The organism is Burkholderia diffusa, from assembly GCF_902499115.1.
Lineage (GTDB): Bacteria > Pseudomonadota > Gammaproteobacteria > Burkholderiales > Burkholderiaceae > Burkholderia > Burkholderia diffusa.
The window spans coordinates 64,536-78,482 of the sequence record NZ_CABVPN010000003.1 but is presented as its reverse complement, the minus strand read 5'-3'; the positions used below and the strand labels follow the sequence as shown (position 1 = coordinate 78,482).

6 protein-coding genes are annotated in these 13,947 nt (G+C 69.9%); 2 read left to right on the top strand and 4 right to left on the bottom strand.

The features are described from left to right. Positions 1-228: 228 nt before the first annotated feature. On the top strand, positions 229-1,509 hold the full coding sequence (locus BTE28158_RS03885; protein WP_151052456.1) for an EAL domain-containing protein: 1,281 nt from the start codon (positions 229-231) through the stop codon (positions 1,507-1,509). A gap of 55 nt (positions 1,510-1,564) precedes the next feature. On the opposite strand, the gene arfB is transcribed toward BTE28158_RS03885, so the two are convergent. From arfB to recC, 4 genes are read right to left on the bottom strand one after another with little or no spacing between them, the layout of a single operon-like run. Continuing rightward, positions 1,565-1,969 carry an alternative ribosome rescue aminoacyl-tRNA hydrolase ArfB gene (gene arfB / locus BTE28158_RS03880; RefSeq protein ID WP_059603429.1) on the bottom strand — a complete coding sequence of 135 codons (405 nt, stop codon included), beginning with the start codon at positions 1,967-1,969 and terminating at the stop codon, positions 1,565-1,567. After that, complete coding sequence (locus BTE28158_RS03875) at positions 1,966-4,230, bottom strand: AAA family ATPase (RefSeq protein WP_174919688.1); 2,265 nt, start codon at positions 4,228-4,230, stop codon at positions 1,966-1,968. The genes arfB and BTE28158_RS03875 overlap by 4 nt, the downstream gene beginning before the upstream one ends. Further along, positions 4,227-7,937, bottom strand: coding sequence for an exodeoxyribonuclease V subunit beta (gene recB / locus BTE28158_RS03870; RefSeq protein WP_151051399.1), 3,711 nt, complete (start codon positions 7,935-7,937; stop codon positions 4,227-4,229). Before recB ends, BTE28158_RS03875 begins: the two co-directional genes overlap by 4 nt. Further along, entirely contained in the window at positions 7,934-11,272 is a 3,339-nt protein-coding gene (gene recC / locus BTE28158_RS03865) for an exodeoxyribonuclease V subunit gamma (protein ID WP_151051401.1), read from the bottom strand. Before recC ends, recB begins: the two co-directional genes overlap by 4 nt. A gap of 181 nt (positions 11,273-11,453) precedes the next feature. Between recC and BTE28158_RS03860 the strand changes: the two genes are divergently transcribed. After that, entirely contained in the window at positions 11,454-13,745 is a 2,292-nt protein-coding gene (locus BTE28158_RS03860; RefSeq protein WP_151051403.1) for an FUSC family protein, read from the top strand. Positions 13,746-13,947 lie beyond the last annotated feature (202 nt).

Here is a 13,947-nt window from a genome sequence, read left to right as displayed (position 1 = left end):
CCTTGCGTGTCGCGCTCCCGGGCGGGATGCCCCGTCCAGCCGTCGGTGTAGCGTTTGCGTCTGGAGTTACCCTGATACGCGCGCCGCGCCATTCCCGTTACACTCGGATCACTCATCCGCAGAAGGCGGTCAAGATGCACCACGTTCTTTCGCGTCCACCTGCGCGTGCGACGGCTTCTGCGTGGCGCGCACGATACCGCCCCCCGATCGCCCCAGGGCATCGTTGACATGAAGCCCTCCCGCGACCTCTCGCTCGATTCCCTGCTCGAACGCCTCACGCCGACGCCCAGCGGCTGGATCGCCACGTATCGCGAGACGACGCTGCGCAGTGTGTTTCAACCCGTGCTGTCGATCACGCACAAGCGCGTGGTCGGCTATGAAGCGCTGCTGCGCGTCGTGGACGAGAACGGCACGCTGGTTTCGCCGGTCGCGCTGTTCGACAGAACGCGTGCCGCTGCCGACGCGTTGCTGCTCGACCGGCTCGCTCGCTGCCTGCATACGGCGAACTTCGTTGCGCAAGGCATCGGCGACGGCTGGCTGTTCCTGAACGTGACGCCGCGCGTGCTCGATTCGGGCCTCGTGCAGCGCGAATTCGTCGAGGCGCTGTGCCGTCATTTCGCGCTGCCGCCGAACCGCATCGTGCTGGAAGTCGTCGAGCAGCCGGCGCGCGATGAAGCCGCGCTCGCCCGCACGATCGACATGATCCAGCATCGGGACTTCCTGATCGCGATCGATGATTTCGGCACCGGGTTCTCGAATTTCGACCGCGTGTGGCGCGCACGGCCCGATATCGTCAAGCTCGATCGATCGCTCGTCGAACGCGCGAACGCGTCGGCCGACGATCGCCGCATCATGCATCACCTGGTATCGATGCTCCATCAGGCCGGCGCGATGGTGCTCGCCGAGGGCGTCGAAAGCGACGACGCGCTGCAGACGCTGATGGAGGCCGATATCGATTTCGTCCAGGGCTTCCAGTTCGGCCAGCCCGATGCGTCGATCGCGCACGCGAGCGCCGCGGCGCCCGCGATGCTCGACGCCGCGTGGCAACGCTTTATCGCCCGTCGGCATACGCCAGCGATCACCGAGCAGCCGGGCTTCGACGCGATCGAGCGGCTCGTGCTCGCCGGCGCGGCCGCATTTTCCGCGAGCGGCAGCCTGCAGGACGCCGCGCAGCGCGTATTCGTGGTGCCGGCCGCGCGCCGGGTGTTCGTCACGGACGAGATCGGCGAACAGTTCCTGCCGTCGATCGGCGCGCGTCCCGAGGACGGCCAGACGAGCGGCACGCGGCTCTCGCCGCTGTTCCCGGAGACGCACAGCAACTGGTCGCGGCGACCGTACTTCCAGCGCGCGATCGCGGCGCCAGGGCGCGTCGCGCTAATGGGTCCGCACTTCTCGCTGACCGAAGGCCGCGATTGCTACACCGCAGCCGTCGCGATTCGCGCGCAAAACCGTCTCGTCGTGTTCTGCGTCGACTTCGTGCTCGACAGTGCGGGCACCGTGATGCGGTAGCGCATATTGCCGCACGACGCCGCCCGCCATGCCGGCCGGTCGGCCTTTTCTTTCGTCAGTCGATCACCTTCCCTCTTCCGGACTTCACCACGCTGCGGCGCGACTTGTGTTCGAGCCGCCGCTCCTTCGATGCGCGTGTCGGCCGTGTCGCGACCCGCGCACGCGGCGTGTACGCGACGCTGCCGATCAACGCATCGAGCCGCGCGAGTGCTGCGTCGCGGTTTTTCTCCTGGGTGCGGTATTCCTGTGACTTGATCACGACGATGCCGTCGCGCGTGATGCGCTGGTCGGACAGCGCGAGAAGCCGTTCCTTGATGACGGGCGGCAGCGACGACGCGCGGATGTCGAAACGCAAGTGAATCGCGCTCGACACCTTGTTGACGTTCTGGCCGCCGGCACCCTGCGCGCGCACGGCAGTCCATTCGACTTCGGCCGGATCGAGCGTATAGCGGATCATCATCGCGACGTCTCCTTGCGGCGCCGCGCGAGCGCCTCGTCGACGCGGGCCGCGAGGCCCGAATCGCGTTGCGTACGTGTCGCGACTGCCTGCGCCAGCACGCGCCGCGGGCCGATCACCTGCACGCGCGTGCGCGCACGCGTGACGGCGGTGTAGACGAGTTCGCGCGTGAGCACACGGCTGAACGACGCCGGCAGCACGAGCGCGGCCTCGTCGAATTCGGAGCCCTGCGACTTGTGGACGGTCAGCGCAAACGCCGTCTCATGCGGCGGCAGCGCCGCGGGCGACACGGCGCGCGCGGTGCCGTCCGCGCGGCGGAACCATACGCGCAGCACGCCGTGCGCGTCCGGCAACGCGATGCCAATGTCGCCGTTGAACAGCCCGAGCGCATAGTCATTGCGCGTCACCATGATCGGCCGCCCGGTGAACCAGTGTGCGCCGACCGCGAGCGGCACGTGCACGGCATGCCGCACGTGCGTGGCCACCAGTGCATTGACGTGCTCGGCGCCGCGTGAGCCGGTGCGCGTCGCGCACAGGATCCGGAAGCGGTTGAGCGCATCGAACAACGGCAACGGATCGGGCTGCGGCCCGGACAACGCGGTGCGCAACGCATCGATGTACGCACCGAACCGGCGCGCGAGCCGCTCGACCGTCGACGCCGCAAGCGTCTCGCCCGCGTCGTCGTGAAACGACGCGGCAGCGGCATCGTCAGCCGGCAACGCGTCGAGCGCGCCCTGCACGTCGCCGCGGCGGATCGCGAGCGACAGGCGGCCGATTGGCGAATCGAGACCGAAGCGGTAATTGCGTTCGAGCCACACGACGCAGTCTGCGAGCGGTGCGGGCGACGGGGCGGCGATGTCATCGGCTCGCGTTGCAGTGGTCGACACCCGCGTTGCCGCCCCTCCCGCATGGGCCGGATCGAGCGGCGCGAGCTCGACCGCGTCGAGCCACGCGAGTTCGTCGGCCTCGATCCATGCAGGATCGGTGGCTACGGAGGTGCCTTCGAGGTCAGCGGGTGCAGGTGACGACGAAGCCGCCGGAGAAAGCACCTCGTCCTGCGGGTCGTCGTCGAACAACGACGCCTGGCGCGTATCCACGTTGCGCCGCGCCGATGACTTGCGCGCCCCGTTCGCCGACAATGGCGCGGACGCCGGGGGTTGAGCCGCAACAGCAACCACCCCCGCCGCCTCGCCGTCCGGCACCGGCAAGGCCGCGACGAAAGCCGCTTCGTCGATCCCGAGCGCATCCGCGATGCGCGTGCGCGCAGCGGCGGTGAACGTCGGCCGTGCGCTGAGTTCGGCGAACACGGCGCCGGCCTCGACCGCGGCAAGCTGATCCTTGTCGCCGAGCAGCACGAGCCGGGCGCCCGGCGCGAGCGCATCGAGCAGATGCGCGGCGAGCGCGACGTCGATCATCGACGCCTCGTCGACCACGATCAGGTCGTACGGCAACGGATTGTCGCGATGATGGCGGAAGCCCGCCGCCCCGCCGCCGCCGAGCAGGCGATGCAGCGTGTACGACGTGTCGGGCAGGCGCGCGGCAAGTTCCGGCGGCAGGTCGCCCGCCCGCGCGTGCAGCGCTTCCTGCATCCGCTGCGCAGCCTTGCCGGTGGGTGCCGCCAGCGCAATGCGCAATCCCGGCTGCGCGTCGAGCAGACAAGCCAGCACGCCGACGACGGTCGTCGTCTTGCCGGTGCCGGGGCCGCCGCTGACGATCGTCACGCGTCCTGTCAGCGCAACGATCGCCGCGACGCGCTGCCAGTCCACTTCGCCCGTCGCGGGCCCGAAGTAACGGACGAGACTGTCGCGCAACCGGTCGGGCGACAGCACGTCGCCCGGTGCGGCGACGCCGGCCTGCGCGACGAGCGCATCGGCGAGCCGACGTTCGTAGTCGAAATAACGCGACAGATACAGATGGTCGTGCCGGTCGACGATCAGCGGCCGCTCGTCGCCGCGCGCGAGCGTGCCGAAGGCCACCACGCCGCTCGCGGCAAGCGCCGCGCGCACGTCGTCGACCGGTTCCTCGTAGCGCTGCGCGAGCGCGCCGAGCGACACGCATACGTGGCCGCCCGCGGTCGCCCGGCTCGTCGCAAACGCGGCACGCGCCGCCCAGCGCGCAGCCGCGGCCGGCGCACCCGCGCGGCGCGACAGGTCGCCGATGCGCCGCGCGAATCCTTCCGCGAGCGCGATGCCGAAATCAGCCGGCTCGGGCAGGCGCGCGACAAGGCCGCCGGTGAATTCGAGCGTATCGTCGGACACGTTCATGCGCGGCCCCCTTCCATCATCCGGTCGAGCGCGTCGACGAGTTCGCGCGCGGGCCGCCGCGCATGCACGCCGGCCGGTTCGCCGGCACTGCGCCAGTCCGGCCGCACGCCACGCACGAACAGGTACAGATAGCCCGCGATATGCGTGTCATAGTCATAGTCGGGCAGCCGCCCGCGCAAATAGCGATGCAGCGCAACCGTATAGAGCAGCGCCTGCAGGTGATAGGCATGATTGGCCATCGCGACGTCGAGCGCACGCGGGCCGTAAGCGTCCGGCGTATTGCCGAGATGGTTCGACTTCCAGTCGACGATCCAGAAGCGGCCGTCGTGTTCGACGATCATGTCGATGAAACCCTTGATGAAACCGGCGAGCACGCCCGCGTCCAGCGCAACGTCCGGATAGCCGTGCGCGACCAGCAGCCGACGCAGCGCGCCCAGCTCGAGCGATGGCGCCGGGAACAGGAAACCCATTTCGTCGAGCCGCTTGGCGGGATCGAGATCCGCGAGCCGCATGCCCGGCACGAGCTCCGTGCGCACGACATCGTCGACGAGCCGCGCCATCATCGCGGGCAGACGCGTCGCGAGTTCGGGCTCGGCCTCGACTGGCCGGTCGTGCAGCGCGCCGAGCGCCGCCTGGTGCCACGAATCGGGCTCGGTGAACCGGCTGAGTTCGAACAGGCGGTGCAGACACTCGCCCGCTGCCGCGCCGCGCGGAAACATGAGGATATCGTCGTCCGGCGGCTCGACCTCGACCGCGACGGTGTCGGCCACGGCAAGCGCGCCGTCCGGCGCAACGGCGGCAAGCGCATCGTGATCGGGCCGCAGATCGTCGTCCGGCACGACCGCGACGCCCGCCTCCTCGCGCGCCATCGACGCGGTCAGCGAACTGAAGCTCGCCATCCGCCACGCGTCGCGCAGCACGCGCGTCGCATGGCGTGCGGCGAGCGTCTGCGATGCATCGTGGCCGGCAGCCAGCCGCTCACGGCGCGCCGGCACCGGCAACGGTGCAACGCTCACGGGCCCGCCCGCGAGCGCTTGCCACGCGGCGTCGAGCGCCGCTTCGTCGGGCGGCTCGTCGAGCCACGCGTCGAACGACTGGCCGGCCCCGGCCACGAGCCAGTTCAGCACGCTGCGCCGCGCCTCGCGGGTCGAGCGCGACGACAGATAAGGCCCGGCGACGAGATAGCACCGATAGACCGCGCGCGTGAGCGCCACGTAGACGAGCCGCGCGCGTTCCGCCGCCTGTTCGCGCAACGCCTGGCGCGCGGCATGCTCGGCTGCTTCGTCGTCGCACCCGTAATGCAGCACGGCGTCGCCCGCATCGTCGTGATACTCGCGCGCGTCGGGTAGCGCCGACGCGGGCGGCTCGCGCAGCCCCCCGTCGTTCAGGAACGGACAGAACACGACCGCATATTCGAGGCCCTTCGACTTATGCACGGTCACGATCTGCACGAGGTTGCGATCGGATTCGAGACGCAGTTGCGCTTCCTCGCCGCCGCCGTCGAGCCGTTGCGCGGCGAGCCAGCGCAGCGTCGGCGCGATGCCCGGCTGCGCGGACGCACGCGCCTGCGTCAATTCGGCCAGGTGGTTGATGTCGGTCACGCGGCGTTCGCCGTCGGCGCCGGCCATCAGCCGCTCGGCGACCCGCAGCTCGCGCGTGAACGTGCGCCACATCACCGCGAAGCCGCGTTCGCGCCACAACAGCCGATAGCGCGAGAAGCGCTCGACCCAGCTCATCGCGTCCGCACCGTCGGCCGCTGCGCGCGACGCATCGCCGTCGCCCTGCTCCATCCGCCACAGCGCCCCCGCATCGAGGCCGAACCAGTCGGCGGCCAGCGCCGCACGCAAGCGCCGCAGGTCGCCCGGCGCATCGATCGCCGCAAGCACGCGCTCGAGCTGCTCCGCATCGCCGGTCGAAAACACGGACGCCTGCGCGAGCTCGACGCTGCCGATGCCCCACGTGGCGAGCACGCGCTTCACGAGGCTCCCCTGCCGGTGCGTCTGCACCAGCACCGCGACGTCGCCCGGCGACAACGGCGTATCGCCGAGCCGCACATGTCCTTCGCGCGCGCCGCGCATCAGCCGGGCGATCTCGGCCGCGCACGCCTGGGCGGCCTGTGCCTGCGCGTCGCGCTTGAGCAGCGTGCCGTCGCCGCCCGGGAGCGCCCAGATCCGGAAATCGCCGGATGGACCAGGATCGGTTCCGTCGACGAATGGTGCGCGCACGCGCGTGCCGGCGCGCACCGCGTAATAGTCGAGCCCGTCGAGCACGAACGCACGCGGGTTCGACATGAAGAAGCGGTTGCACGCATCGACGATCGCCGGTGTCGAGCGCTGGTTGACCGCGAGCGTATAGCACGCGCTCGCGCTTGCCCGCGCGGCGAGATACGTATGCAGATCCGCCGCGCGGAAGCTGTAAATGGCCTGCTTCGGATCGCCGACGAGAAAGAGCGGCCCGCCCGGTGCGAAGATCCTGTTGAAGATCGCGAACTGCAGCGGGTCCGTATCCTGGAATTCGTCGATCAGCGCGGCCGGATAGCGCGCACGCAGCGTCTCGGCGAGCCACGGATGCGCGTGCAACGCGTGATACAGGTTCGCCAGCAGATCGTCGAACGACACGACGCGGCGCGTACGCTTGCGTTCGGCCAGCTCGCCCGGCGCTGTGTCGAGCCAGTCGGCGACCAGCGCGAGCCAGCGCGCGCGTTGCGCGGCCTCGGCGGCGGCCACCGCCGCTTCGAGCGCGTCGGCCACGTCGAAGAACGGGTGTTCGGGGGTCGCGCCGCCCTTTTTCGTCGCCTTCGCGAGCGCGGTGCGGGTGAGCTTGAGCGCCGCCTTCGGTATCGCGGCAGCCGCGTTGCCTTGCGCGAAATGCGCGGACCACGCGCCGAGCGCATCGGCAACCGCGTCGGGCTTGTGCGAACGCTGATTGAGCACGGGCTGCGCGGTGCGCAGCAATGCGTCGATCGCATCCCGCTCGTCGGCCCACATCCGCGCGGCCTCCGCGAAGCATTCGACGGCAGCGGCCTCCGCCGATGCGTCCGGTTCGACGACGCCGTCCCAGCGCAGCGCGGCGAGCGGCTTCTTCAGCCGCCGCGCGAGCTGGGCGTCGAGCGCGGCCGGGCCCGCGCCCGAATCGACGAGCCACGTCGCGAAGCCGGGCCAGCGCGCGGCCATCGGCTCGACGCGCGTGCGCCAGAAGTCCGCCGCGAGTTCGAAGCGCAGCGCCGCATCGTCGGCCTGCATCTCGAACGCGAACGGCATCGCGGCCGCGAACGGCGCCTCCTGCAGCGCGCGCTGGCAGAACGCGTGGATCGTGTGGATCGCCGCCTGGTCGAATGCACGCAATGCGCGCCGGATCCGCTTCGCGGCGGTCTCGGGGTCGAGCGCGCCGGCTTCGCCGAGCGTTGTCTCGAGCAGGCGCGCGACGAACGGATCGCCGCCGTCGTCACCGGTATCGAGCGCATGCGCGAGTTGCGCCAGCCGCCCGCGGATCCGCTCGTGCAGTTCGGCCGTCGCCGCCTTCGTGAAGGTCACGACGAGGATTTCGTCCGCGCCGAGATCCTTCTCCAGCAGCAGGCGCACGTAAAGCGCGCAAATGTTCCACGTCTTGCCGGTACCGGCCGACGCCTCGATCTGGTTGACGCCGTCGAGCGGACACGCGAACACGTCGAGTTCGAGCGCCGCCTGCGGCTGGGATGCGGCGCTCATGCGACCTCCTTCAGATGTTCCAGCATCGGCTCGAACACGAGCCGGGCGAGCGTGCCGAACGGCTCGTCGAGTGACGGATGCGCGCCGCGCCACGCGATCGCGATCGCCGGATCGTCGGCTTCGCTCACCACGCGCTCGTTGATCCAGACGCTCGCGGCCTTCGCCTCGCCGTCGGAAATGCGCGCCCACGCACTGCGCGGGAAGAACCGCAGCGGCATGCGCCGCCCCGCGCGAAACAGCGCGGCGAGCGGCGCGAGGCGCTCGAGCGGTGCCGCGACCGGCGTGAGTTCGAACGCGCCGCCGCTGCCGAACCACAGCGTGCGGCGCGGGCCGTCGGGCTCCACCGCGCAGTAGACGAGGTGCGCGAGCCACGCGGACAGGTAGTCGCGCGCGCTCGGCCGTGCATAGCGATAGATGATCTGGCCCGCCGGCGTCAGCCGGTTCAGCGTGCCGTGCAACTCGAGCGGCGCGCTCACCGCATCGCCCGACAGCATCGCGTCATCGGCACCGAACAGCGCCTGTTCGGTGTCGGGCCATGCAGGCGCGATCGCGAGCGTGAATGGCCGCCGTTCCATGCCGTCGGCCAGCGCACGCCGCACGTTCGACGCAAGCTGCGTCATCGAGCCGAGCGCCTGGTCGCGCCAGACGGCGCCTGTCGCGCCGCCCGGCAGCTCCGGGCTGGCGTCCGCGATGCGCAGCGCGTGATCGTGCACGCCGCCTTCATCCGATTCGATCAAAAGCGGCAGCAGGCGCTCGGCGAGCGCGTCGCTGCCCGCGAAGTCGAGTGCGAACGGCTCCGTATCGAGCAGTTCGGCCTGCGCGTCGGCCAGCACGATGCCGAGCCGCGCGCGCAGCAGCGCGCGGGCCGGATGCCGCCAGAACCGCTCGAATTCGCTGAACGCGACGGGCTCGACCGGCTCGGCCGGCAGCGGTTGCGCGAAGAACGGCTGCTCTTGCGTGGCATCGCGTGCGGCTTCGGCTGCCAGCAGTGCCGCGAGCGTCGCGCGCTCGGCGTCGTACGAAGCCAGTTCGCTGCCGGGCCGGAAATACTCGGCCGCGAACGGTTGCAGCGGATGTTCGACGATGAACGCGCGCCGCGCGGCATCGACGGCGTCCGGCGGGGCGTCCGCGCCGGCCGTGACGAGCGCGAGATGGTCGAGCAATTCGTCGACGAGCGCCGCGGGCGGCAACGGCGCGTTGTCGCGAATGCTGCGCCCCGTATAGGCAATCAGCAGCCGGTCGCGCGCGGCGAGCAGCAGGTCGAGGAACAGGTTGCGTTCGTCGTCACGGCGCTGCCGGTCGCCGAGCTTCGGCAACACGGCCATCAGGTCGAACTCGTCCGCGCGAGCGAGGCTCGGCAGCACGCCGTCGTCCATGCCGAGCAGGCACACGACGCGGTATGGCAGCCCGCGCAGGCTCGTCAGCGACGAGAACGTGACGCCGCCCCACGGCACCCCGCCGCGCGCCGGATCGTCGAGCGCGGCTGCCAGCCCCGCGCGTACGACGGCCGCGGGCAAGGCTTCGTCGGGCGCGCCTTCCGTCATCGCGGCGAGCATCGCGTCGAGCGCGTCGCGCACGCCCGACAGCGCATCGGCATACGCGGCACCCGAGTCGAAGAACCGCGCGAGCGTGTCGGCGAACAGTTCGCTCCAGGCGCGCGGCATGTGCGCGTCGGCGAGCCGTCGCGAGAAGCCGTCGAGATCGTCCGTGAAGCGCGCGAGCCGGCCGAGCAGTTCGGCCTCGCTGCCGGTCGCCGCCTCGATCGGCAGCCACGCGCCGACCGGTGCCGCGCCTTCGGGCATCGCATAGCCGAGGAAGAGCCGCGCGAGCGCATCGGAAAACGTATGGCGCGGTGCAGGCACCGCCGCATCGTCGCTCACCGTCGGCGACAGCCCGCGCCGCGCGCCTGCGGCCGCGAGCCAGGTCTGAACCGTCTCGAGCGCGGTTGCGTCGATGCCGTAACGGGCTGCCACCGCGTCGACGCGCAGCCATTCGACCAACTCAGGCGCGCCGACCTGCCGCTCCGGCAACGCGAGCCATTCCAGCAGCACGCGCGCGACCGGGTTCGCCTGCGACGGCGGCAGGCCGGTGATCCGGTAAGGCACGCGCGCGCCGCCGGCGCCCGCCGTTCCGAACACGGCATCGATCAGTGGCCCGGCCGCCGCGAGATCGGCGACCGCCACGAGCACATCGGACGGCTGCAGTGTCGCGTCCGCATCGAACCACGCGAGCAGGCGGTCATGCAGCACCTCGAGCTGGCGCGCGAGGCTGTGGCATACGTGCACCTCGATCCCGCGCTCGGCCGGCGCTTCGCCCAGCTCGGCCTCCGGTTGCAGGTCGAGGATGGCGTTCTGCACGCGCGCGAGCCAGGTCGGCGCGGGATTCCCGACGAAACGCGACGCATCGCCTGACGCGGCGCTTTCAGTCAGTTCGTGCAGCATGTGCAGCTGCGCCTGCGTCTGCCGGCCCCACTCCGCGAGCAGCGGATGGCCGACTTCCTGATAGTCGAGCCGGCCGGCCGCATCGAGCGCTTCGGCATGCGCGGCGGTGACGATGTCGAACCAGAATTCGCGGCACGGATTGAGCGCATAGACGCGCACGTCGATCCAGCGCGACAGCTCCCGCAGCAACGCGACGTGCAGCGGCGGCATCGTCGGCAGCGCGAACACGCTGACCGATTCCGGCCAGTCGGCACGCGCGACGGTCTCGGGATCGAGGTTGCGCGCCTCCACGAGGAAGCGATGCGCGGGTGGCGTGCCGCTGTCGCTCAGCTCCGCGAGCAGCGCGCGCCACAGCGCCGCCTGCCAGTGCTCGTCGTCCCGTGCGGCATCGCTGATTCCGCGCGGCGCGGCGTCGCCCGCGAGCACCGACTCGCCGGCCTGCCATGCGGCCAGCCATTCGGGCCGATAGGTCAGGTAATGATCGAGCACGGCCGCGACGCGCTGTGCGAGCTCGTAGCGCATCGCGTCGTCGGACGCCGACAGATACGCAGCCAGCCGCGGCGACGCGAGCCACGGCGCGCTGCCCGCGCCCTGTGCGAACAGCCGGTAGCAGCGCCACACGAGGCGATCGGGTGCGAACGGCGAGCGCGCGGGCACCGTCAGCACGCGGCCGATCTGCGCCCACAGCCACTGCGCGAGATACGTGAACTCGACGTTCGCGCACACGCCGTGGCGCGCGGCGATGTCGAGTTCCAGACGGCGGCGAAGCGCCGCGCTCGGTACGATGACCTGTTGCGGCGCCCACGGGCCGTTGCGGGCCGGGAACGCGGCCAGGTCGTCGAGCAGCGCGTCGGCCAGCGTTTCGTGACGGTTCGAATAGAAGAGATGGAGCATGAAGCGGGTGTCGGAGCCTCGCGCCGGCCAGGCCGTGCGAACGGGAGCACCAAGGATAGCAAAAGGGCCGTCGCAGCGAACCTCGTCCGAAAGGCCAGGTTTTGCGGACCGCGAAATACGATAGACTCGTCGCCAGTCATTACGACGCCCCGGGCGTCTTCGTCTGTCATTCAGCCCATCGATGCGCTATTCGGTCGAAATCAGAAAGTTTTTCTACAGCCAGTACTTTTTCGGCGGCCTGCGGATCGCGGTCGGCGTATCGCTGCCGGCCGTGCTGTGCCTGATCGTGTTTCACAACCGGGAGCTCGGCTTCACGATCTCGACCGGTGCGCTCGGCGCGTGCGTCGTCGACATGCCGGGCCCGCTGAAGTACAAGCACAACGAAATGCTCGCGTGCAGCGTAATCGGCTTCCTGGCAGCGCTCGCGACCGGCCTCGCCACGCCGAACATCTTCGCGCTGTGGCTGACGATCGTGCCGCTCACGTTCTTGCTGTCGCTGATCGTCGTCTACGGCAACCGCTGGCCGCAGATCAGCTTCGCGACGCTGTTCATGATGGTGATGACGCTCGAGGAGAATTTCACGCCGCTGCAAGCGTTCGTCAATGCCGGCTGGATTCTCGCCGGCGGCCTCTGGTACACGTACTGGGCGACGCTCGTGTCGCAATGGCAGGCGCGCCGGATCGAACAGCAGGCGCTCGCCGAAAGCCTGTTCGCATGCGCCGACTACCTGCTCGCCCGTGCGCAATTCTACGATCTCGATGCCGATCTCGACGAGTGCTATCGCAATCTCGTCGCGAAGCAGATCACCGCGGTCGAAACCCAGGAAACCGCGCGCGACATCGTGCTGCGCAACCTGCCGAAGCTGCGCCGCGGCAAGCTCGACCCCGGCCGCACGATGATGTACAACCTGTTCATCAACAGCGTCGACCTGCACGAGCTGTTCGTCGGCGCGCACACCGACTACCCGCTCGTGCGCAACACGTTCGGCGGCTCCGACCTGATCATTTTCTATCGCGACCTGATCCACAAGGCGGCCCGCGACCTCGAGGAAATCGGCCTCGCGGTGCTCGAGAATCGCGCGCCGCATTCGCGGATCAGCGTGAAGGCCGAACTGCGCGCGATCGAGTACGAGATCGAGCTGATGCGCAAGAAGAACTTCCCGGCCACCAACGCGGAAGCCTACGCAGCCGTGCTCGCGACCTTCCGCCGCATCTGGAGCGCGACGCGCCTGATCGACCGGATGCGCCGCAACCTGTCGGGCCATGCCGATCCGCAGCAGACCGAACTGAAGATCGACAAGGCGCTCACGCGCTTCCTGCAGCGGCGCCGGATGTCGCCGCTCCTGATCTTCTCGAACCTGAACATGCGCTCGCCGAGCTTTCGCCACGCGCTGCGCGTGACGATCGCGGTCGCGGTCGGCTTCTGGCTCGGCCGGCTGCTACCGCTCACGAATGCCTACTGGATCGTGATGACGACCATCATCATCCTGAAGCCCGGCTACTCGCTCACCAAGCAGCGCAACGCGCAGCGTATCGTCGGCACGCTGATCGGCTGCGCGGCGAGCATCGCGCTGATCTACACGGTCAAGGAACCGCACCTGCTGATCGCAATCATGTTCGGGTCGATGGTGATGAGCTACAGCCTGCTGCTGTTCAACTACGCGGCGAGCGTCGTGTTCACGTCGTCTTACGTGCTGCTGATGTTCCACCTGCTCGCGCCGGGCAGCATGCGGATCATCGGCGAGCGCGCGATCGACACGGTGGTCGGCTGCATGATCGCGATCGCGGCGAGCCGCCTGTTCCCGTACTGGGAATACCGGCTGATGGGCAAGCTCGTCACCGACATGCTGACCTCGACACGCAGGTATTTCGAAGCAGTGTGGCGCGCCGGGCGCGGCGTGTCGCCGCCGCCCGTGCCGGCCGCCGACGGCGCGGCGGTCGTGCCGGTCGTCGCGGCGGCAATCGAGACGCCGGCCGCCGCCCTCGACGACGACTACCGCTACCGCCTCGCACGCAAGGACGTGCACATCGCGTTCGCGAACCTCGGCCAGGCGTTCCAGCGGATGATGATCGAGCCGAAGGCGCACCAGCGCTTCGTGCCGGAGCTGAACGACCTGCTCGTGCAGACCCACGTGCTCGGTGCGCAGATCACCGCCGCCGCGCCACTGATCCGGAGCGCGTGTGCGGCCGACGAGAACATCGTCCACGACGATGCGTTGCGCCGCGGCCTGTCCGCCGTGCTCGAGAACCTCGAGAAGGCAGAAGCCGGCGAACCGCCGCCGGCCGACCAGCTCGACGCGACGAAGCAGATCACCCGCGACCTCGACGCGATGGTCGTGTCCGCGGAAAAATCCGACGCGGTCGGCGCCGAGCTCACGCACGACCTGAAGGTGCTCGCGCACCAGTGCAAGCAGATGCTCGCGTCGTCGCTGCTGATTCGCAAGGACGCGAGCGTCATCCGCCTGCCCGCATAACGCCATGACGTCGTTCCGCCACCGGCCGCCCGCACACACGAGCGGGCCGGCCGGCAGCGCTCCACGCTCCCGCAACACCCTCCCGAAGCATGACCCGCACGTCCCTTACGGCCCACGCGCCCGCTGCGCGATGGCCCCACCTTCGATTGTGCCGGTTGCGCCAGTCAGGGAATACCCGATTCCGGTCGCATGGTCAGGCTTG

Excerpts from the sequence above, each read along its gene's own strand:
- recB (WP_151051399.1), bottom strand. The coding sequence starts at position 7,937 with ATGAGCGCCGCATCCCAGCCGCAGGCGGCGCTCGAACTCGACGTGTTC.
- recC (WP_151051401.1), bottom strand. The coding sequence starts at position 11,272 with ATGCTCCATCTCTTCTATTCGAACCGTCACGAAACGCTGGCCGACGCG.
- arfB (WP_059603429.1), bottom strand. The coding sequence starts at position 1,969 with ATGATGATCCGCTATACGCTCGATCCGGCCGAAGTCGAATGGACTGCC.
- BTE28158_RS03885 (WP_151052456.1), top strand. The coding sequence starts at position 229 with ATGAAGCCCTCCCGCGACCTCTCGCTCGATTCCCTGCTCGAACGCCTC.
- BTE28158_RS03860 (WP_151051403.1), top strand. The coding sequence starts at position 11,454 with ATGCGCTATTCGGTCGAAATCAGAAAGTTTTTCTACAGCCAGTACTTT.
- BTE28158_RS03875 (WP_174919688.1), bottom strand. The coding sequence starts at position 4,230 with ATGAACGTGTCCGACGATACGCTCGAATTCACCGGCGGCCTTGTCGCG.